Below are 21,494 nucleotides of genomic sequence, written 5' to 3' on the forward strand. Positions count from 1 at the left end.
GATCGCCGCTAACGTTCCTCACATCGTCGCACTGGCGCCGGGAAGCCCCCGGCTGAACTGTGCTTTCTTCTTGCTGTCTTGGTGCGGAAGGCGGGGACTCGTGGGTTGGCTCTCGGCGGGTGACGGGTATGAAGTCGCCCTGGTGGAAGGACGGGTGGCAGCGCGTGCCACCTCGGGCCGGTCGGCGGGGCGGCAGTTGAAATCACTGCCGCGTGCGCTGCGCGACCACCCGGAGGTGGACCGGCTGCGGCGCTTCGCCGAATGGCTGGATCGGCACGCCGCGGCATGTGTCGCACAGGTCGACTCCTGGATGGTGTCGTCGCTGCCCGTGCCCACCGGCCTGCTGGCCCGGGTGTGGCCGGACGAGGCCTGGCAGGCCGCGCTGCGTGACATGGCCGTGGTGGGCGACGACCCGGAGGAGGTCGGATTCCTGCGGGGGGCCACCGAGGACGGCGAGCTGCGGGTGGTGAACCTGGACGGCGAGACGGTACGGCTGTCGCCGCGCACGGTCACCCTGCCGCACCCGGTGCTGCTCCCGGACCTCGACGACATCCGGGAGTTCGCGGCGGAGCTGGGCATCGTCCAGCGCGTCGAGCAGATCCACCGGGCGACCTGGCAACGGCCCGACGACCTCGACCCCAAGGCCACCGAGATACGGGAGTTCACGGGCGGCTCGTTCCGGTCCCGCTTCGCCCTCGCCGCTCGGGCGAGTTCGCTGGGCTACCGCGTCTCCGGGGGCTACTCCACCGCTCGGGTCCGCGACGGCGGGCGCACCGTGGAGGCCTCCGTGTGGATCGGTGAGCCGTACTGGGAGGACACGGTGGAGACCGGCAGCCTCACCTGGCAGGACCAGGACGGGCGCGCCCTGCCGCTGCGGGAGGTGGGACCGGTGGCCTGGTCCGAGGGGATGCGGATGGCCGCGGCTCTCTATGCCGGGCGTGTGATCGAGGAAGGCAAGAACGGATGAGCGGGGGGACGCAGGTGTCGTACGAGGAACTGCTGACGGCGGGCGCGGTGCTGCCGCCGGACACCGAGGGGGGCGGTGAGCGCGCGGTGCCGCTGACGGCCCGCGCCTATCGCCATCCGGGCCTCGACGACCGCGTGGTGGTGCGGCTGGTCGCCGGTGAGCTCGGGGCGGCCGAGGATCTCGCCGCCGGGTTCCTCGGCATGGAGCCGGACGGCGAGCCGGCCGTCGTGGGGCTGGGGCTGCGCCAGTCGTTGGGCTTTCCCGAGTGGGTGCTCGTGCACCACCCCGAGGACGGCCACCACGCTTTGGGGGTCGTACCGGATCTGGAGCGGGCGGCGCGACAGGCGAAGTCCCGTCCGAAGGCCGCCCTGGACGCCTATCTGGAACTCGGTCAGCGGCTGGCCGCCTCGGTCCCGCATTTCCTGCCGACGTTCTACGAGCAGGCAGGACGGGTGTTCCTGGCCGAGGAGAACGCCACCTACGCCGCCCAGTTGTTCACCCGCGCCCGCAAGGCCGAGGCGGAGCACGGGCTGACGGTGGAGGAGGAGCGTCTGGACGCGGTGTTCCTGGAGTTCGCGCTGGCCGGCGCCCTGCCGGTCAAGGTGCTGTCCGCGTACGGCAAGGAGCTGGCCGCCCGGGTACCGGCCGATGAGGCGCTGCGCCGCTTCACCCGGCTGTGCCTGCGCCGCACGGCGGGCGGTCTGCCGCCGTCCGCGCAGATGGCGAACGACCTGCGCAAGCTCGCCCGTGCCGCGGGCCAGGACGCCGACCGCGCCGAGCAGGACTATCTGGCCGAGCTGCTCGGCCTGCCGGCGACGCTGCGTGCCGCGGCCGGCTGGTGGAAGGGCCACCACGCCGCCCTGGTGGCGCTGGCCGAACGGGACCGGCGGGTGCGCGGCATCCTCCTGGACATGCTCCCCGCCAGTGCCGACAGCGCGATGCCCGCGATGTGGCTGGAGGTGCTGAAGGCGTCCGGCGCGACGGCGGGGTTGTGGGACGTCTCCCTACCCGCGGAGGAGCGCCCGGGCAGCGGCACGGCGGGCTGGCTGGAGCGCTTCCTGGCGTTTCGGGAGCGGGCCCGCTCCTGGCGCGCCTCCACCCGGATGCCCGAGCTGTACCCGCTGGTGGAGCGGATGGCGCCCAGCCTTCGTGCCGAACTCGCCGCGTCCGGCGGCGCGTTGAAGGTGGTGCACGACATCGACCTGATCGATCTGCTGCTGTCCCTGGACGTGCCGGTGGCCACCCCGGGCAAGGACGAGGCCCTGCCGCTGACGGCATGGGCCATGGGCGAGGGGCAGCGGGATCTGGTGCTGTTCGGCGCCGACACCCGTTTCCGGGACGCCTTCCTGCGGGGAGCGGAGCGCTTCCACAACAACGACCAGGGGCTGCGGGCCATCCGTCTGCTGGCGGTGTCGCCCGGCGCCCGCCCCTGGCTGGCGGAGTGGGTCGGCACGGTCGTGCGACGGTTCACCGCGGTCGGGCTGCCCGGCCTGCCCAACGCGCTGAGCCGGCTCGGCTGGCTCCCCGCCGAGGCACTGGCGCTCGCCGAGGACGACGTCCGCGCCGCGGTCGGCACCGACCTCGCACCCGTGCTGGCGCGCACCCTGCGCGCCGGGCTCTTCGACGAACTGGGCTGGCCGGCCTGGGAGGAGGCGACCGCCGCCCTCGTCCCCAAGGACCGGGTCGAGGACATCATCGTCGCCGACGCCTGGCCCCACCTCGTCGTCGCGGGCAACGCCCAGGCGCGGGTCATCGGCGCCGACGGCACCCTGCTCACCCACGACCTGCGACTGCCCGCGAACGACGTGTCGGGCGACCCGGGGTTCCATCATGTGGACGGCGAACTGCTCGTCTACTGGAACTCCCGCAAGGACGGCCTGCGCGGCTACTGGCACCCCCGTGCCGACCGCGTCGAGTCCCTCAAGGGACCGCACGCCACCCGGGGCACCGAGATGGACTGGTACCGGGCCGACTTCCCGATCACCCTGCCCCTGCCGGACGGCGGCCGGACCACCGGACGCGGCGTCCTGCACGCCGGGGACACCACCCTGCCCGAGGAGCGGCCGCTGCTCTTCGACGGCTCCTCCTACTGGGTGTGGCACGCGGACTCCGAGGACCGCGAGGCGCACGGCTGGTACGAGTACGACCCGGCCACGAACGAGCGCGGCCGCATGAGCCGCCCCGCCTTCCTGGCCGACGCCCTGCGCGACGCCCCGGAGGGCAGCAGCTTCGCGGGCGGCCGGCTGCGCCCTTCCCCCACCGCCGACACCACCTCGGCCTGCGCTCCCGTGGACGGCCTGGTCGGCCTGCGGCTGATGGAACTGCCCGACGGCTCACGGCGGGCCGAGAACCTCGCCGGACACACCGTCACCCTGCCCGCCGAGGCCGGCAAACCGAGCGCGCTCGTCGTCTTCCCGGGCGCCGAGCGGGCCACTGCCGTCGTACGCAACAACTGGCAGCTCGAACTGGTCGACGCGGACGGCACCGTCACCGCCTCGGCCAAGACCGACCGAGCCCCCGGCGACTTCGGCGAGGGCACCCTGCTGCTGCCGCCCGTGCAGTACTGGGAGTGCCTGACACCGCGTGACCCGGAAGGGTCCAAGGCGCTGCGGAACATCGACCGGGACACGGCTGCGGCGCTGCTGGCCGCCGCGGCGAGCGCCGACAAGGAGGCGCTGGCCGACGCGATCGGCACCCTCCTTCCGGTCACCCACCAAGCCCTCGTGACGGGCATCGCCGGCGTCGCCCGCTACGCCGCGGCACAGCAGGCCGTCCTGGACGCCGCGGCCGCTCGGCTCACCCGCGCCCTCGAAGGCGGACTGGAGGACGAGGGACCTGCCGGACCGGCGGACAGCATCCTCTCGGCGGCGACGAGCGGACTCGGCACCTCCAGGGGCTACTGGTGGAACGGCGACGACGAGGCCGACACCGTCTTCCGCTCCCTGCGTGTCCTCGCCCGGGCCGCCGGGCTCGGCGGGACGGCCCTGCCCGACCGGCCGGACGTCCGGCTCCACCTCGACGGTCACCCGCTGCCCGTCGGACAGCCGGACCTGGAGTCGCTGCTCGATCGAGCGGCCGCCCTGGCCTACCGGGCGGCATCCGGCACCACCACCGAGGAGCACCGCGAGGTGCTGCGCACGCTGCTCGCCGAGTTCGACCGCCTCGGGCTGGGCCCCGCCGCGTCCGCCCACTGGCGCAAGATGAGCCTGCACGTGCCGGCGGCCCCGCTGCGCACGCCCGCGGGCCAATGGCGCGACGGCTCGTGGAACGGGCTGCTCCCGCTGGCCGACGGCGCGTTCCTTGCCGTCACCGGACGCCGACTGCTGGAGGACGACGGCGGTACGTTCACCGGCTACTTCCACGACCCGTCCGGACGGTTCGAGACGCCGCAGCCCTACAAGGTGCTGACGTCGGAGCCGCTCGGCGAGGACCCCGACACGGGACGGCTGGGCAGGTTCCTCGCCGAGCTGGCCGAGCGCGGACCGGCCCCCTGGTTTCCGGAGGCCGCCGAGGAGTTCGCCCGCCTCACCGGGGTGACCGAGACGATGGCCCGGCTGATCGTCGCCGGTCTGCCGGGGATCGACGTCTACGAGCGGAGCTTCCTGAGCACCGAGGCGCGCACCCTCATCGGGGTGAAGGTCGCCCCGGCGGCGGTCGCCAAGGACGAGCTGAGCGCCGTCGACAGCACGGTGCGTGGCGCGGTCGTGGGCGCGCTCGTGCCCACCGAGCCCGCCCGGCTGTGGACCGAGGGCCCGGACGTGGCCGCGGCCGCCGCGGTGTGGAACGCCACGGTCGGCAAGCGGGTCGCCGTGCCCGAGGAGCTGCTCGGTGATGCGGGCCGCACCTTCAGGCACGCGTCCTGGCCGGTCCGGCAGGCGCTGCCCCAACTGCTGGACCCGGCCGGCTCTCCCCGGCTCAGCCGGGACCTTGAGTGGGCGGTCAAGGGCGACCGGGTCCGGCCCGTCGGTGACGACGCGGACGGGTTCACGGCGGAGACGCTGGTCGGCGCGGTCGGTCTCACGGCCTGGCTGGCCCACCGGCTGCCCGCCGGCGACCCGGTGCGGGCCGCACTGCCCCCGGCCCTCACCGCCGTGCGGGAACGCCTCGCCCACCCCGGGCTGATGCTCGACCTGGGGCGCTACATCAGCCTCCCCGACTTCCGGAAGACCGCCGGTGCCCCCACGGAGACCGGTCCGGGCTTCGAACGGTACGGCGCCGTGGTCCTGGCCACCCAGGACGACCAGCCCGCTCCGGGTGTGCGGGTCGCTCTCCTCGACGAGGCGGGCCAGGACCCGTACCTGCCTGCGGTGCGCGTCGACAACCAGCGGCCCTACACCGCCGAAGTGGCCCTGCGTCTGGTCCGCGACCAGCGGTTCGCGGCCCTGCTCGCGGACCCCGGGGAGCCGCTCGCGGGCGACCGGGGCAAGGACGGCTCCTGGTGGCCGCAGGACCCGAGCCGTTCGGTGCCCGACCTGGTGACCGAGGCGGCCAAGGAGTACGGCCTCGGCGAGGACGCCGCCACGCTCTATCTGATGCTGCTCGCCATGCCCGACCCGACCGACCGGATGACGGCCCGGTGGACTGGCTGGAAGCCGGCCCGGCTCAAGGCGGCACGCGCCGAACTGGCCGCCACCGACCTGGTGGTCGAGGCCAGCCGGACCCGCGCCGGACGCTCGCTCTTCCTGCCGGGCGGCTGGGTCTCGCAGTCGTCGCCGCGCGTTCCGCTGGAGCGCTGGAAGCTGCCGCTGTTCGCCGACGTGACCGACGAGCACGCGCCGTTCGGCGTGATCGTGCCGTTCGAGCCGGCCTCGGAGCTCTACCGCAGGGCGTGGCTGCGCGTACGGGACGGCGACGCTCCCCGGTTCGAGGAGCTGAAGGTGCGGCGGACCCGCCGCCGCTGACGCGACGCGGCCCGGGGCGCCGCCGAGCGGCGGCGCCCCGATCCCCCCACCTCTGTCTCCCCCCACGCCCCGACACAGACCGATCCACCGAGCAAGGACATCCATGCCCCTCACCGACACGGTGTCGGCCCTCCCGGCCCGGCAGACCCTGCCCGCCGAAGAGCGCTTCGCCACCGAACTCGCCTTTCTCGCCGCCCACGACGACGGCCCCCGTCCGCCCGGCTGGCTGCTGACACCCCGCGCCGTGATCACCTTCGTCTGCGGCAGCGGCGGCGAGGCGCTCAAGCTGCCCGAGCCGCCCGGTGCGCTGCCGGACGAACTGGTCATCGCCCCCAAGTTCGTCGGCGAACGCGCCCTGGTGGAGCGGTGCGTGGTCACCCTCGCCGGAGAACGCGGACTGCTGCTCGTCGGCGAACCGGGCACCGCCAAGTCGATGCTGTCCGAGCTGCTGTCGGCAGCCGTCTGCGGCACCAGCGCCCTCACCGTGCAGGGCACCGCGGGCACCACCGAGGACGCCCTGCGCTACGGCTGGAACTACGCCCTCCTCCTCGCCCAGGGCCCCTCCCCGCAGGCCCTGGTGGACTCACCGGTCCTCGCCGCGATGCGCGCCGGGAGGGTGGCCCGTATCGAGGAGATCACCCGCTGTCTGCCCGAGGTGCAGGACGCCCTGGTGTCGCTCCTTTCCGACCGGCGGATGAGCGTGCCCGAACTGTCCGGCACCGACGACGCACAGGTCGCCGCCGCGCCCGGGTTCACGGTCATCGCCACCGCCAACCTCCGCGACCGCGGAGTGTCGGAGATGTCCGCCGCTCTCAAGCGCCGCTTCAACTTCGAGACCGTGCACCCGATCGCCGACGTCGAGGCCGAGACCGCCCTCGTCAAACGGCAGGCCACGGCGGCCGTCGAGCGGGCGGGCGCGGCCTTCGGCGTCGATGACGCGGTCCTCGACGTCCTGCTGACCGTCTTTCGCGACCTGCGGGCCGGACGCTCGGCCGAGGGCTGGGACGTGGAGCGCCCGGGGACGGTGATGTCCACCGCCGAGGCGGTGCAGGTCGCCGTCTCCCTGGGGGTCGCCGCCGCCTACCTCCCCGGCGGCGACTCGCTGGACCTCGTCCCCGGCCATCTGCTGGGCGTGGTCCGCAAGGACGACCCGGCCGACCACGCGCGTCTCCTCGGCTACTGGGACGGCCCGGTGCGCCGCCGCGCCGAGGACGGTTCGGCGACCTGGCGTCGCCTGTGGGACCTGCGGGAGAACCTGCGGTGACCCTCGTTCAGGAACCGAGGGCGGCCCTCGCCGCCCTCGCCGACTCCGTGGTGCCGTACCTGCTGGGCGTACGGCACCACAGCCCGGCGCTCGCCGCCGCCGTCCCCGCCCTGCTGGACGCCTCTGGCGCCGAGGTCGTCTGCGTGGAGCTGCCCACCGACTTCCAGCCCTGGCTGACCCATCTCGGCGCGCCGGGCACCCTCGCCCCGGTCGCCCTGGCCGGGGCCGGCGAGGGCGACCGGCTGGGCTTCTACCCCTTCGCCGACTTCTCGCCCGAACTCGCCGCCATCCGCTGGGCACGCGAGCGCGGCGCCGAGGTCGTCTGCTGCGACCTGCCGATGTCCGATCCGCGCTGGAGTGCCGAAGCCGGGGACTGTCGGGTACCGGCGGCCGAGGCGCCCACGGCGTTTGCGGCCGCGCTCACCGCGGCCGGCACGGGCCGCGACGGCGACGACATGTGGGACCGCAGTGTCGAGGTCCTCGCCCCGGGCTGCGCCCCCGAGGCCGTACGCCGGGCCGCCCTGGGGGTCGGTTGGGCGCTGCGCCGCGACGCCGAGTCGGCGGGCGGGGTCCCCGCGGTGGACCTGGCACGCGAGGCGCACATGCGTGAGGCGATCGCCCGCGCCACGGCCGGCGGACGCCGCGTCGCGGCCGTCGTCGGAGCCTTCCACGCACCGGCGTTGACCGAAGAGGCCCCGACGCCCACTGCGGCGCCGGTGTCCTCGGGCGGGCGACCGGCCGTCGTCACCTCCCTCGTGCCGTACGCCTTCGATCTGCTGGACTCCCGTTCCGGCTATCCGGCCGGCATCCGCGACCCGCGCTGGCAGCAGGCCGTGTTCACGGCCGGCGGCGATCCAGAGCGGCTGCACGACGCCGCGGCACGGGCGATCACCGACGTCTGCCGTGAGCTGCGCGCGGCCGGACACGTCGCCGGTACCGGCGAGGCCCGCGAGACACTGCGCGTGGCGTGCGACCTGGCGCGGCTGCGGGGTCTGTCGGCTCCTGGGCGCGGCGAGGTGCTGGAGGCGCTGACGACCGTGATGGGCCAGGGTGAGCCGCTCGGCCGCGGTCGGGCCCTGGCGCGGGCGTTGGAGGTCGTCCTGGTCGGCACCGACCGCGGCCGCATCGCCCCGGGCACGCCCCGCTCCGGGCTCGGCCCGTCCGTCGAGGCGGAGCTCGCCGCGCTGCGCCTGCCGGGACCCGACGATCCCGCGGGGCGTGAACTGCGGCTCGACCCGCTGCGCTCGGCACTCGACGGCCGCCGCGAGATCCTGCTGCAGCGTCTCACCGTGTGCGGAGCGGGGTACGGCGAGCCGGTCCAGGTGGCGGGTACGGGGGATGCGGCCGCGCTCACCACGCGGTGGCGCCTGTCGTGGACCCCGGCCGTGCCGGTCCGGCTCGATCTGGCCGGCGTCCGGGGCGTCACGGCGGCGCTGGCCGCCGAGGGCACCCTGCGGGAGGCCTTCCGCAGGGAGTCGGCGGACGGCGGGCCCACCAGCGCCCTCGTCCTGGCGGCACTCCGCGGCGCCGCCCGGTGCGATCTGGCGGAGCTGGTCGCCGAGCGGCTGGCCGACGCCGCCGAGGTGCTCCCCGCCTGCGCCACCCTCCCCGAACTCCTCAGCGCCCTCGACCTGTCGGAGGCGCTGCGGCGAGGCCATCTGCCCGGCACCACACCCGAGAGCCGGCAGACGGCCGCCGAACTCGCCGCCGAACTGCTGGAGTCGGCCGTGCGGTCCCTGCCGGGACTGGCGGGCAGCGACGACCCGCAGGACGCGGACGCGCTCGTGGCGCTCGCCTCCCGAGCGGGCGAACACCGCCTCGGCCTGCGGATGGACGGCGCGTTGGACGACCTCGCGCGCACCGGCTCCCCGCTCGTCCAGGGCGCCGCGCTCGCCGCCCGGGTCATGCTCGACCTCAACGACACCGACACCCTCGGCTCCCGTGCCGCGGGCTGGATCGACACCGCCACCGGGCCCGACGAGCGGCATGCGCTGAGCCGACGCCTCACCGGTCTGCTCAGCGGGGCCGCTCCCCTGCTCCAGTCGGCGCCGACCGCGTTGGACCCGCTGCTCGACCGCATCGACGCACTCACCGACCAGGGGTTCCTCGACCGGCTGCCCGCCCTGCGCGGCGGTTTCGACGCGCTCAGCCCGGCGGGCCGCGGCCGTCTGCTGGACACGGTGACCGAGCGTCTCGGCGACCGGCTCGACCTGTCGCTCGGCGCCTCGCCACAGCTGCTCGCGCTGTGGACGGCCGCCGACGCGGCGGGCCGGGCGGCGGTCGACGCGCTCCGGCCACCGCTGGGGACGGCTCTCGCCCCGGCCGAGAGCACTCCGCCTTCGAACGCCGCGGTCACCGCCAAGGCCCCCGACGCGCCCGCGTCCCGCCCTGAAGCACGACAGGGCGCCACCCTGCACCTCACGCCGACCGACCGCTGGCGACTGCTCCTCGGCCGGGAGAGCGACAAGCTGCCGCAGGGCGCCCGCCGTTACGCGCACGCGCTCGACGAGTTGTACGGCACCGGCCGTGGCGAGGGCTCCGCCGACCTCGGCCGCGAGGGCGGTCCCGGCGGTGGTCGGGAGGCCTCCTTCCCGACCGCCCGTGAGTGGGCCGAGGAACTCGACGCGCTGTTCGGCACCGACGTCCGCGAGGAGGTGCTGGCCCGGGCCGCCGACCAGGGCCGCAGCGATGTCCTGGCCGAGCTCGACCCGAAGGCGGTCCGCCCGTCGGTCGAGCTGCTGTCGTCCGTGCTGTCCCTGGCCGGCGGGATGCCGGAGCAGCAACTGGCCCGGTTGCGCCCGCTGGTGCGCCGTCTGGTCGACGAACTGGCCAAGGAGTTGGCCACCCGGCTGCGTCCCGCGCTGACCGGGCTGGCCACACCACGCCCGACCCACCGGCCCGGAGGCCGGATCGACCTGCCGCGCACCCTGCGAGCCAACCTCGCCCACACCCGCAGGACCGACGACGGTCGCACCCTGGTCGTCCCGGAGCGGCCGGTGTTCAGCACCCGCTCGCGCAGGGAGGCGGACTGGCGGCTGATCCTGGTCGTCGACGTGTCCGGGTCGATGGAGGCGTCCGTCATCTGGTCGGCGCTGACCGCGGCCGTGCTGGGCGGAGTGCCCACGCTGAGCACGCACTTCCTCGCCTTCTCCACGGAGGTGATCGACCTGACGGAGCGCGTCGACGATCCGCTGTCGCTGCTCCTGGAGGTGCGGGTCGGCGGCGGCACGCACATCGCGGCGGGGCTGGCCCAGGCCCGTTCCCTGGTGACCGTCCCCAGCCGGACCCTCGTGGTGGTGGTCAGCGACTTCGAGGAGGGGTATCCGCTCGGCGGCCTCCTCGGCGAGGTACGCGACCTCGCGAGCTCCGGCGTCCATCTGATGGGCTGCGCCGCCCTGGACGACACCGGCAGCCCGCGCTACTCGGTCCCCGTGGCGCAGCAACTCGTCGCGGCCGGGATGCCGGTCGCCGCCCTCAGTCCCCTCGCTCTCGCCCGCTGGGTGGGCGACCGCCTCCGCGGAGAGACCCGATGAACACCGAACTGCCCCCCGTGGCACCCGAGGTGGTCGCCGCCGCCGTCGAGCAACTGACGTCCCGGCTGCGCAAGAAACTGGACGCCGCGATCGAGACGTACGCGACGCTGCCCGTCACCGCCGACGGCCCCGTACGGCGGGTGCGATGCGGTGAGGACGCCGAGGTCACCCTCACGCCCGGGCCGTCCGGCGCGGTCACGGAGGACGGTCAGGCACAGTGCAGCTGTCTGCTCGCGCCCCGGTGTCTGCATCGCGCGGCCGTGCTCGGCGCCGCTCCGGTGGCCGACGCGGACACGGTGGCCGTGACGCCGGAACCGGTGTCCGGCGGGGCCGACGTCAAGACGACCCCGCCTGACGAAGGTGCCGGGACAGCGGACACCCGTGCGGCGGATGCGCCGCCGGTGGGACCGACCGACGCCCAGGTGTCAGCCGCGACAGGCCTTTGGGACGCCGCCGCCGCGGTGCTGGCCGCCGGGGTGCCCGGCGCGGGTGCCGTACCGCAGGCCGAGTTGCTGCGGGCCGCGCACACGGCCCGGCTCGCGGGACTGCACCGTCCCGAGGCGGCCGCCCTGCGGGTGGTGCGCGCCCTGCGTGCGGCCCGCGCCCGTCACGACGGTCATCGGCTGGCCGACCTGGTGGCCGCCCTGCGTGAACTGCTCCTCACCAGCGGCCTGTTGGCGGCGTCCGACCCCGACCCGGCCCTGGTCGGCACGGCCCGGCGCGGCTACCGTCCGGGGGGCGGCCTGCGTGTCCACGGGGTGTGCCGGGAGCCGGTGATCTCCGCCACCGGCTATGGCGGGGTCGTCACACATGTGCTGTCCGACGAGGGGCGCTGGTTCTCCGTGGCTGACGTCAGACCCGGTGGCCCGGCCCGGGCGCGGGGTGCCGCCACGGCCACCGTCGCGCTCGGCTCCGGCAGCCTAGATCACGCGCAGCTCTCCCGGGGCGGGTTGCTGATCTCCGGTGCGACGCTCTCACCGGACGGCCGCCTCGGCGCCGGGAAGGGCGTACGGGCCACCCCGGTCACGGGTCTCTCGTGGACGTCGGGCCCGCTCGCCCGGCTGTTCTCCCGCCCGTTGGCCGAGGCCGCGGCGACACGGTTCACCGGCGCCGACACGACCGAGCCGGAACAGGCCGGACAGACGGCCGACGAACTCATCGGCTGTGACGTGGTCATCGTGGGAGCGGCCGAAGACCAGCTGTTCGCCCGGGAGTTGCCCGCACAGGAGGGGGACGGTGAGGGTCTGCTGATCCGGCTGGTGCCGTCCAGCAGCCACCCCGACCTGGCGCATACGGCCAACTTCCGCAAGCTGGCCTCGCGGCCGGGCTTGCGGTTGCGCGTCGTCGGGCGTCTCGACCCGGCCCGTGCCGCGACACTGCGGCCACTGGCGGTCGGCCCTGTGCCGGACGGCACAGCGACCCTGCGTCTGCCGACCGAGTGGGCGGGACACGCTGATCTGGGCTACGACCGCCTCGAGGGCGCGCATTTCCCGTCGGCCGATGAACTGCCATCGGTGGAGACCTTGTCCGCGTTCCCACCGGATCCGGTGGCCGAAGCGCCCCTGTGGCGGCTGCGACGGCTGGTCGAGGTCGCCGTCTCCGGGGGTCGGCGGACCGCCGCCGAGCCCGCACGCGACGGCGACCGGGCGTCAGGAACCGCGGCCCTTCGGCGTAGCGGCTTCCGGGCCGCGGCCGACCTGGCGGACGCGCTCGCGGCGGAGGCCGACCGCCGTGGCCGCGATGTGTTCGGCCGGACCCGGCAAGCCGATCCGAGCGGATACGCACGGGTGTGGCTCGCCGCGGCCGTCTACCTGTCCGGCACCGAACGGGCCCTGGTCGAGGCGACTTGGCGGCCACCGGCTGCCGCATGACCACCAGTCCGTTCACTCCGGCCGGAGCGCGGGCCCCGCGAACCGCGGACGTGACCCACGCCACACTGCGGAAGTGCATAGCGGGGCGGGGCCCAGCGTCTTGTTAAGGGTGACAGCGGCGGAAGCCGGCGTGTTCGGCAGGGGGTTGGGGGGCGACGTTGACGGGGCAGCAGCGGGCCGTTGAGTTCGACCGGTTCGTGGCTGCCCGGTGGTCGGCCTTGCTCCACCTGGCGCGGCTGCTCACCGGCGGAGACCGGCACCGGGCCGAGGACCTGCTGCAGGAGGCGCTGGTCAAACTGTGGTTCGCCTGGCCGAAGGTGGCCGACCAGGCGCCCGAGGCCTATGTGCGCAAGGTCCTGGCCCGTGCCGCGGCACGCTCGGCACGGCGTCGATGGTGGGGCGAGCACCCCGTCGACCAGCTGCCCGACCCGCCCGGAGCGGGAGACGAGACGGCCGCGGTGGACGAACGGACCCGGCTGGAGGCCATGTTGGCGTTGCTGCCGGCACGGCAGCGGGCCGCGGTGGTGCTGCGCTACTACCAGGACCTGCCCGAGCGGGATGTCGCGGAAGTGCTCGGGTGTCCGGTGGGGACCGCCCGTTCACTGACGGCGCGCGGGGTCGCGCGGCTGCGGCGGCTTCTGGCCGAGGCAGTCGAGCCGGTCGAGTGAAGGAGGAACAGTGGATCACTTCGAGCAGGAGCTGACACGCATGATGCGTGACGGCCACACGGACAGGCCCTACGAGGACCGGCACCGATACCGGCTGCAAGCCGGCGTCCGCGCCCGGCAGCGGGCCCGGGCCGCCTGGATGGCCACCGCATCCGTGCTGACCATCGCCGGACTCGGCATCGGACTGCTGCTCCTGGCGAGCTCCGTCGCCCAGGGCGGACCCCACACGAGGCAGCCCCGCCCCGTCACCTCCGCCGAGTCGATCCCGACGCCGTCGACGGTCCTCCCCGCCTCCACGGCCCAGGTAGGGGCAGGTTCGAGCGGCCCCGCTCGCTGAGGGCCGAGCCGGTGTGACCACCACCGCCCGCCAGGCGGTTGACGCCCGCTCCTCCCGCTCTCCACGAACAGAAAGCTCACCAGGTGTTCCACGAGAACGCGCCCACGTCCGTCGACATGCCCCGAACCGATCGGGCCGATCACCGGCCGGCCTCCTGGGAGCAGCGGCTGCGCGCCTTCGGATACACGGAACGCCGGCACACGTCCGTGCGCGACCGCCTGGTCGTGCCCTTTCCCGAACCCGGGTCAGGGCCGTGGCGCAGGCTGGGGCTGTCGCCCACGGCGGCGTTCCGGCTGGCCCGCTGGTCGGAGTGGGGCGGACCCCTGCTGGTGGCGCTCCTTTCCGGGCTGCCGCGCTTTTGGCGTCTGGGCAGCCCGCGCGAGGTCGTGTTCGACGAGACGTACTACGCCAAGGACGCCTGGTCCGTGCTCCGGCTGGGCTACGAGGGCACCTGGCCGGACCGTAAGATCGCCGACCCGCAGATCCTGGCCCATCCCCAGGTGATATCGCTCTCCGACACCGGGTCCTTCGTCGCGCACCCGCCGACGGGCAAGTGGGTGATCGCCCTCGGCGAGTGGATGTTCGGTCTCACCCCGTTCGGCTGGCGCTTCATGACGGCGGTCCTCGGCACGCTGTCGGTGCTGATGCTGTGCCGCATCGGGCGCCGGCTGTTCCGTTCGACGCTGCTGGGGTGCCTGGCCGGGGCGCTGATGGCGGTGGACGGTCTGCACTACGTCATGAGCCGCACCGCGCTGCTCGACCTCGTCGTCATGTTCTTCGTCCTGGCGGCGTTCGGCTGTCTGCTCATCGACCGGGACCACGCACGGGCCCGGCTCGCGGCAGCCCTGCCCGTCCCCGAGGACGGCCGGGTGCGCCCGGACGGACACACCGGTGACCGTGCCGGAACGGGAGTGCGTCCCTGGCGGATCGCGGCCGGCCTCTGCCTGGGACTGGCGGCCTCCACCAAATGGAACGGCCTGTACTTCCTCGCCTTCTTCGTGGTCCTCACCCTGCTGTGGGACGTCGGGGCCCGCCGTGTGGCCGGGGCGCGCCGCCCGTATCGCGCGGTGCTGCGCAAGGACCTCGGCCGGTCGGTGCTGTCCCTCGTGCCGGTCGCCGTCGTGACGTATCTGGTGACATGGACCGGCTGGTTCCTGTCCGACGACGGCTACGGACGCCACTGGGCGGACGGCCGCGGCGGCACATGGTCGTGGATCCCGGCTCCGCTGCGCAGCCTGTGGCACTACGAGTACGGGGTGTACCAGTTCAACGTGGGGCTGCACACGCCCCACAAGTTCGAGTCGAACCCCTGGAGTTGGCTGGTCCTCGGCCGCCCGGTGCTGTTCCACTACGAGTCGCCGAAACCCGGGACGGAAGGCTGCCGCACAGCCACCGACTGCACGCAGACCATCCTCGCCCTGGGGACGCCCCTCCTGTGGTGGTCGGCGTGCTGCGCCCTGGTGTACCTGCTCTACCGATGGGCGCTGCGCCGCGACTGGCGCTCCGGTGCCGTCCTGTGCGCGGTGGGTGCCGGTTATCTGCCCTGGTTCCTGTACCAGGACCGCACGATCTTCTCCTTCTACGCGGTCGCCTTCGTGCCGTACCTGTGTCTGGCCGTCACGATGATGCTGGGAGCCCTGCTGGGTCCGCCGGGAGCGACCGGTGAGCGCCGCACAGTGGGGGCGGTGGCCGCAGGTGTGCTCGTGCTGCTCATCGTCTGGAACTTCATCTACTTCTTCCCCGCCTACACCGGGCAGACGATTCCGTACGCGGACTGGCGCGCCAGGATGTGGCTCGACAGCTGGATCTGAGTCGCGTGATGTGGGTCACTCGCCGGGTGCTGCGGGTCGGGCGTGCTCGATCATGATCCGAATGGACGCCCACTTTCTTGGCATCACCGAGCTGGTCGAGGCACCGTCCGTGGCGGTCGTGGTCGACGTCATGCGGGCCTTCACCGTGGCCGCCTGGGCCTTTGGCCAAGGGGCCGAGAAGATCGTTCTGGCTGAGTCGCTGGACGAAGCCCTGGCCCTCAAGGCCCGCCACCCGGACTGGGTGGCGCTCAAGGACGGTCCGCCCGCACCCGGCTTCGACACCGTCAACTCGCCGGGCATGCTGCGTTCCATGGACCTCGGCGGCCGGACCGTCGTACAGAAGACCACGGCGGGGACGGTCGGCGCCCTCGCGGTCAAGGACGCGTCACTGGTGCTGTGCGCAAGCTTCGTGGTGGCGGAGGCAACGGCTCGGCTCCTTCTTACCCGCAAGAGTGACAGCGTCACCTTCGTCGTCACCGGCGAGGGTGGACAGGCCGACGAGGATCTGGCGTGCGCCCAGTACATCGCCCGGAGGGCCACCGAGGCAGGAACCGATGCCGCCGACTTCCTCCGCCGCGCCGCCGAGTCCCGCGCGGCAGCCGAACTGACACAAGGGGTGCGTCAAGGAGTCCACCCCGATGACGTCGCGCTCTGTCTCGAACTCGACCGCTTCCCCTTTGCCATGGTGGCGGCCGTCGAAAACTCCCTGATGGTCCTTCGCCCGGACCTCGTGCCTTCGCCGGGCGACGACACCTCGATCTGATCGCCGACACGGCCCAGGTGGGCCGTTCCCCGGGCCCCGTGGCCTGTTCGCTCCTATCGTGGAAGGGCACAGTGACGCTCGGCGCCGAGGCAGGCAGCAAATGGCGGAGGAACCTCAGATCGACTATGCGGCGGTATTCAGGGCTCTGCCCGGCATGGTGGCACTGCTCACCCCCGAGCTGGTGTACGTGGACGCCAACGAGGACTTCCTCCGGCTGGCCGGACGCACCCGCGAGCAGCTGCTGGGCCACTACATCTTCGACGTCTTCCCCGAGAACCCGAACGACGCCGCCGCGGCCGGTATGCGCGAGACCCGGGAGTCGATGCTGCGCACCGCCGCCACCGGCGAACGCGACACCATGGCGCTGCTCCGCTACGACATCGAGGACCCCGCGCACCCCGGCCGGTGGGAGGAGCACTACTGGAGCCCGGTCAACGCTCCCGTCCACGGCCCCGACGGGCAGGTCACGCTGATCGTGCACCGGGTGGAAGAGGTCACCGAACTCATCCACGCCTTCGGCGGCCCGGGCGGCGACCGGCGGTCCCGGGTGCTCGAGGCCGAGCTGTACACCCGCGCGCGGGAACTTCAGCAGGTCAACGAACGCCTGCGCCAGGCACACGACCGCGAGCGTGAGGTCGCCCTGGCCCTGCAGGCGGCCATGCTGCCCAACCCCAGACCCCTCGCACACCGCAAAGCGGCTGTCCGCTACCGGCCCGCCATCGGCGCCCTGAACGTGTGCGGCGACTGGTACGACGTGGTCGAGCTGCCCGGCGAGGGCCTCGCGGTGGCGGTGGGTGACGTCGTCGGTCACGGCCTGGCGGCCGCCTGCGCCATGGGACAACTGCGCAGCGCCCTGAGCGCGGCCACACGCGTCGCCGACGGCCCGGCACAGGCCCTGGAGGCCCTCGACATGTACGCCCGCTCCGTCGACGGCGCCGAATCGACCACAGCGGCGACGACCTTCATCGACTGGGACGACCACACCATCACCTACAGCTGCGCCGGGCACCCGCCGCCCGCCCTGCTCCACCCCGACGGCACCGTGTCCTTCCTCGACGGGGCCACCGACCCGCCACTCGCCGCCCGCCCCCGCTCCGCCCCGCGCCCCCAGGCCCAGACGCCCTTCGCCGAGGGCGCCACCCTGGTCCTCTACACCGACGGCCTGGTCGAACGCCGCACCGACGACATCGACGCCGGGCTGGCCCGCCTCGCCGACTCCCTCACCCACCATCAGCACGCCGCCCCCGAGGCCCTGGCCGACGCCCTCCTCACCGATCTGCTCCCCCAGACCGGCAACACGGACGACACCGCCCTCATCGTCCTACGGCTGTGACCCGTCCCCTGGCCCCGCCTCAGCACTCGATGACGTTGACGGCGAGGCCACCGCGGGCGGTCTCCTTGTACTTGACCTTCATGTCGGCGCCGGTCTCCTTCATGGTCTTGATGACCTTGTCGAGGGAGACGTGGTGCCGGCCGTCGCCCCGCAGGGCCATCCGCGCGGCGGTCACGGCCTTCACCGCGGCCATGCCGTTGCGTTCGATACAGGGGATCTGGACGAGGCCGCCGACCGGGTCGCAGGTCAGCCCGAGGTTGTGTTCCATGCCGATCTCGGCGGCGTTCTCGACCTGTTCCGGGGAGCCGCCCAGCACCTCGGCGAGACCGCCCGCGGCCATCGAGCAGGCGGAGCCGACCTCGCCCTGGCAGCCGACCTCGGCGCCGGAGATGGAGGCGTTCTCCTTGAAGAGCATGCCGATCGCCCCGGCGGCGAGCATGAAGCGGACGATGCCGTCCTCGTCGGCGCCCGGCACGAAGTTGAGGTAGTAGTGCAGAACGGCGGGGATGATGCCCGCCGCGCCGTTCGTCGGCGCGGTGACGACCCGTCCGCCCGCCGCGTTCTCCTCGTTCACCGCCATCGCGTAGAGCGTGATCCACTCCATCGCGCGCGCCAACGGATCGCCCTCGCTGCGCAGTTGACGAGCCGCCGCCGCAGCCCGCCGACGCACCTTCAGGCCACCGGGCAGGATGCCTTCGCAGGACATCCCACGCGACACACACCCTTCCATCACCCGCCAGATCGCCAGCAGGCCCGCGCGGATCTCCTCCTCGGTGCGCCAGGCGCGCTCGTTCTCCAGCATCAGCGCGGAGATCGACAGCCCCGTCTCCCTGGTCAGCCGCAGCAGTTCGTCACCCGTGCGGAACGGATGGGCCTGCGCGGTGTCGTCGACCTTGATCCGGTCCGCCCCGACGGCGTCCTCGTCGACCACGAAGCCGCCGCCCACCGAGTAGTACGTCTTCTCCAGCAGCGGGACCCCGTCGGCGTCGTACGCGAAGAGGGTCATGCCGTTGGCGTGGTACGGCAGCGAGCGCCGACGGTGCAGGACCAGCTGGGTCGAGGCGTCGAAGTCGATCTCGTGGGCCGGGCCGATCTCGGCACCGAGCAGACGGATGCGCCCGCTGCCGCGGATCCGCTCGACGTCCAGGTCTGCCTGGGCGACGTCGACCGTGTGCGGCTCGTTGCCCTCCAGGCCCAGCAGCACCGCCTTGGGGGTGCCGTGGCCGTGGCCGGTGGCACCGAGGGAGCCGAACAGCTCCGCCCGCACCGCAGCGGCCGGGGCGAGCAGGCCGTCCGTCTTCAGCCGGGCGGCGAACATCGCGGCGGCGCGCATCGGTCCGACGGTGTGCGAGCTGGACGGGCCGATGCCTATGGAGAACAGGTCGAAGACGCTGATTGCCACGCTGTACTCCATGGGGTGAAGCGCGAGGGGCGTGCCCCTGCGGGAGGTGGTCGGTTACAGGCCGGGGTACAGCGGGTGCTTGTCGGCGAGCGTCTTGACCCGGGCCTTGAGGTCGTCGACGTTGTAGGACGGCTTCAGTGCGGAGGCGATCACGTCGGCGACCTCGGTGAAGTCGTCGGCGGTGAAGCCGCGGGTGGCCAGGGCCGGGGTGCCGATCCGCAGGCCCGAGGTGACCATCGGGGGACGCGGGTCGTTGGGGACGGCGTTGCGGTTGACGGTGATGCCGACCTCGTGGAGACGGTCCTCGGCCTGCTGCCCGTCCAGCTCGGACTCACGCAGGTCGACCAGGATCAGGTGGACGTCGGTGCCGCCGGACAGCACGTTCACGCCGGCCGCGCGGGCGTCCGGGGCCGTCAGCCGCTCGGCGAGGATCCGCGCTCCCTCCACCGTACGCGCCTGGCGCTCCTTGAACTCCTCGGAGGCGGCGACCTTGAAGGAGACCGCCTTGGCCGCGATCACATGCTCCAGTGGACCGCCCTGGAAGCCGGGGAAGACGGACGAGTTGAGCTTCTTCGCGAACGCCTGCCTGGCGAGGATGATCCCGCCGCGCGGCCCGCCCAGGGTCTTGTGCGTGGTGGAGGTGACGACATCGGCGTACTCGACCGGGTTGGGGTGCAGACCGGCCGCGACCAGTCCGGCGAAGTGTGCCATGTCCACCCACAGGAAGGCCTCGACCTCGTCGGCGATCCGGCGGAACTCGGCGAAGTCCAGCTGGCGCGGGTAGGCGGACCAGCCGGCGATGATGACCTTGGGGCGGTGTTCCTTGGCGAGGCGTTCGACCTCGGCCATGTCGACTAGCCCGGCGTCGTCCACGTGGTAGGCGACCACGTTGAACTGCTTGCCGGAGAAGTTCAGCCGCATGCCGTGGGTGAGGTGGCCGCCGTGGGCCAGGTCCAGGCCCAGGATGGTGTCGCCGGGCTGGGCGAGCGCGAACAGTGCGGCCTGGTTGGCGGAGGCACCCGAGTGCGGCTGGACGTTGGCGTACTCGGCGCCGAACAGGGCCTTGACCCGGTCGATGGCGATCTGCTCGGCGACATCCACGTGCTCGCAGCCGCCGTAGTAGCGGCGGCCGGGGTAGCCCTCGGCGTACTTGTTGGTCAGGACCGAGCCCTGGGCCTCCATCACCGCGACCGGCGCGAAGTTCTCGGAGGCGATCATCTCCAGGGTGGACTGCTGACGGTCCAGCTCGGCATCGACCGCCGCGGCGATCTCCGGGTCCACCTCGTGCAGGGGCTGGTTCAAGAGGGTCATCGACGGTCTCCTTGGATGTGGGCGCTCCTCAGAGCGCGACCGCGGCGGCGGGGACGAGCGTGCGGCGGAGCCGGTTGAAGAACTTGGGCTGGTTGAGGGAGAGCACCGCGACGGGGGTGCCCTCGCGCCGGTAGACGGCGGTGAAGGAACGGCTGTCGACGTCGCCTTCGACGACTTCCGGCTCGGCTCCGGGGCCGACGTGTCCGGCGAGCTGGATGCGCACCTGGTACTGATCGGACCAGAAGTACGGCGCGGTGAGCGGCGCCGGGACCGACTCTCCGCGGAGCAGTGTCCGAGCGGCGGTCCTCGCCTGCTCGATGGCGTTGCTCCAGTGCTCGACGCGGGCATGGCGCCCGGTGAACGGGCTGGGACAGCGGGCGACATCACCTACGGCGACCACGCCCGGGACACCGGTCGCACAACCGGCGTCGCACACCACACCGTCGTCCGCCCGCACGCCGGATCCCGCAAGCCAGTCGGTGGCGGGCCTGACACCCACGCCCACCACGACGATGTCGGCGGGCAGCACTCGCCCGTCCGCCAGCCGTACGCCGGTCACCCGGTTCTCGCCGACGAGTCCCGCCACTCCGGTTCCCCTCAGCAGGCGGACGCCGTGATCGGTGTGGAGCGAGGCGCACACCAGCCCCATCTCCCGCCCCAGTTGGCGTTCCAGCGGTACGTCGAGTGCCTCCACGACGGTGACGTCGAGCCCGAGTCCGCGGGCGGTGGAGGCCACCTCGGCACCGATGAAGCCGGCGCCGATGACGACGAGCCCGGGCCGGCCGTCCAGCAGTTCGGCGCGCAGGGCCTGGGCGTCGTCGAGGGTACGCAGGGTGTGGACACCGGCCGGCCCGTCCGTACCGGGGAGCATCCGGGCACTGGCGCCGGTCGCGACGACGACCCCGCCGGTGCGGACGTGCCGTCCCCCGGCCAGGGTGACGGTCCTGGCCACCGGATCCAGCCGCACCGCGCGCTCGCCGAGGAGCCACTGCACGTCCAACGCCTCGTACTCATCGGCGTCACCGAGCGCGAGCGCGTCGACGTCGAGGTCCCCCTTGAGGAAGTCCTTCGACAGCGGCGGGCGGTCGTAGGGAGTGTGGTGCTCCTCCCCCACGACGACGATCTCGCCGTCGTAGCCCTCCGCGCGCAGCGCACGGACCGTGCTCAGACCTGCCAGCGACGCTCCGACGACGGTGATGCTCCTCATGTGCGGGCTCCAGACGGAGAGTTGTCTCATATAGCACAACGACACTCGTTATGCGCAACATGGTTTCCGTGCGGCACGGGGATTGTCAAGGGAGGAGTCGTCCATCAATTTCTGATTACGCGCAAT

Annotated in this window: 13 protein-coding genes; 10 read left to right on the forward strand and 3 right to left on the reverse strand. The window is 73.2% G+C overall.

Going from position 1 to position 21,494, the window contains the following annotated elements; genetic code table 11:
* Positions 1-100: 100 nt before the first annotated feature.
* The 10 genes from QF037_RS05245 to QF037_RS05290 all read left to right on the forward strand — a co-directional run bounded on the left by QF037_RS05245 (position 101) and on the right by QF037_RS05290 (position 17,448).
* Complete coding sequence (locus tag QF037_RS05245; protein ID WP_307022296.1) at positions 101-967, forward strand: DUF4132 domain-containing protein; 867 nt, start codon at positions 101-103, stop codon at positions 965-967.
* Positions 964-5,868: a DNA-binding protein gene (locus tag QF037_RS05250; RefSeq protein WP_307022299.1), complete on the forward strand. Its 4,905-nt coding sequence runs from the start codon at positions 964-966 to the stop codon at positions 5,866-5,868. Before QF037_RS05245 ends, QF037_RS05250 begins: the two co-directional genes overlap by 4 nt.
* Before the next feature lie 103 nt (positions 5,869-5,971).
* Positions 5,972-7,132 (forward strand): ATP-binding protein, encoded by a 1,161-nt coding sequence (locus QF037_RS05255; protein WP_307022301.1) that lies wholly within the window; start codon positions 5,972-5,974, stop codon positions 7,130-7,132.
* Entirely contained in the window at positions 7,129-10,665 is a 3,537-nt protein-coding gene (locus QF037_RS05260; RefSeq protein ID WP_307022303.1) for a vWA domain-containing protein, read from the forward strand. Before QF037_RS05255 ends, QF037_RS05260 begins: the two co-directional genes overlap by 4 nt.
* Positions 10,662-12,536 (forward strand): SWIM zinc finger family protein, encoded by a 1,875-nt coding sequence (locus tag QF037_RS05265; RefSeq protein ID WP_307022305.1) that lies wholly within the window; start codon positions 10,662-10,664, stop codon positions 12,534-12,536. The genes QF037_RS05260 and QF037_RS05265 overlap by 4 nt, the downstream gene beginning before the upstream one ends.
* Positions 12,537-12,694: 158 nt before the next feature.
* Entirely contained in the window at positions 12,695-13,204 is a 510-nt protein-coding gene (locus QF037_RS05270; protein ID WP_307022307.1) for a SigE family RNA polymerase sigma factor, read from the forward strand.
* 10 nt (positions 13,205-13,214) lie between these two features.
* Complete coding sequence (locus tag QF037_RS05275; RefSeq protein WP_307022309.1) at positions 13,215-13,541, forward strand: hypothetical protein; 327 nt, start codon at positions 13,215-13,217, stop codon at positions 13,539-13,541.
* A 116-nt stretch (positions 13,542-13,657) separates the two neighbouring features.
* Complete coding sequence (locus tag QF037_RS05280) at positions 13,658-15,352, forward strand: dolichyl-phosphate-mannose--protein mannosyltransferase (RefSeq protein ID WP_307022310.1); 1,695 nt, start codon at positions 13,658-13,660, stop codon at positions 15,350-15,352.
* 61 nt (positions 15,353-15,413) lie between these two features.
* Positions 15,414-16,115: a 2-phosphosulfolactate phosphatase gene (locus QF037_RS05285; RefSeq protein WP_307022312.1), complete on the forward strand. Its 702-nt coding sequence runs from the start codon at positions 15,414-15,416 to the stop codon at positions 16,113-16,115.
* A 100-nt stretch (positions 16,116-16,215) separates the two neighbouring features.
* Entirely contained in the window at positions 16,216-17,448 is a 1,233-nt protein-coding gene (locus QF037_RS05290; RefSeq protein WP_307022314.1) for a PP2C family protein-serine/threonine phosphatase, read from the forward strand.
* Between the two features lie 19 nt (positions 17,449-17,467).
* Here the strand turns inward: QF037_RS05290 and QF037_RS05295 are convergent, their stop codons facing one another.
* The 3 genes from QF037_RS05295 to QF037_RS05305 are packed head-to-tail and all read right to left on the reverse strand — an operon-like array spanning position 17,468 to position 21,368.
* Positions 17,468-18,850 carry an L-serine ammonia-lyase gene (locus QF037_RS05295; RefSeq protein ID WP_307022315.1) on the reverse strand — a complete coding sequence of 461 codons (1,383 nt, stop codon included), beginning with the start codon at positions 18,848-18,850 and terminating at the stop codon, positions 17,468-17,470.
* A gap of 54 nt (positions 18,851-18,904) precedes the next feature.
* Positions 18,905-20,161 (reverse strand): serine hydroxymethyltransferase, encoded by a 1,257-nt coding sequence (gene glyA / locus QF037_RS05300; protein ID WP_307022317.1) that lies wholly within the window; start codon positions 20,159-20,161, stop codon positions 18,905-18,907.
* 28 nt (positions 20,162-20,189) lie between these two features.
* Positions 20,190-21,368 carry an NAD(P)/FAD-dependent oxidoreductase gene (locus QF037_RS05305; RefSeq protein ID WP_307022319.1) on the reverse strand — a complete coding sequence of 393 codons (1,179 nt, stop codon included), beginning with the start codon at positions 21,366-21,368 and terminating at the stop codon, positions 20,190-20,192.
* Between the last annotated feature and the right edge of the window lie 126 nt (positions 21,369-21,494).

The organism is Streptomyces canus, assembly GCF_030815415.1.
GTDB classification, from domain to species: domain Bacteria; phylum Actinomycetota; class Actinomycetes; order Streptomycetales; family Streptomycetaceae; genus Streptomyces; species Streptomyces canus_F.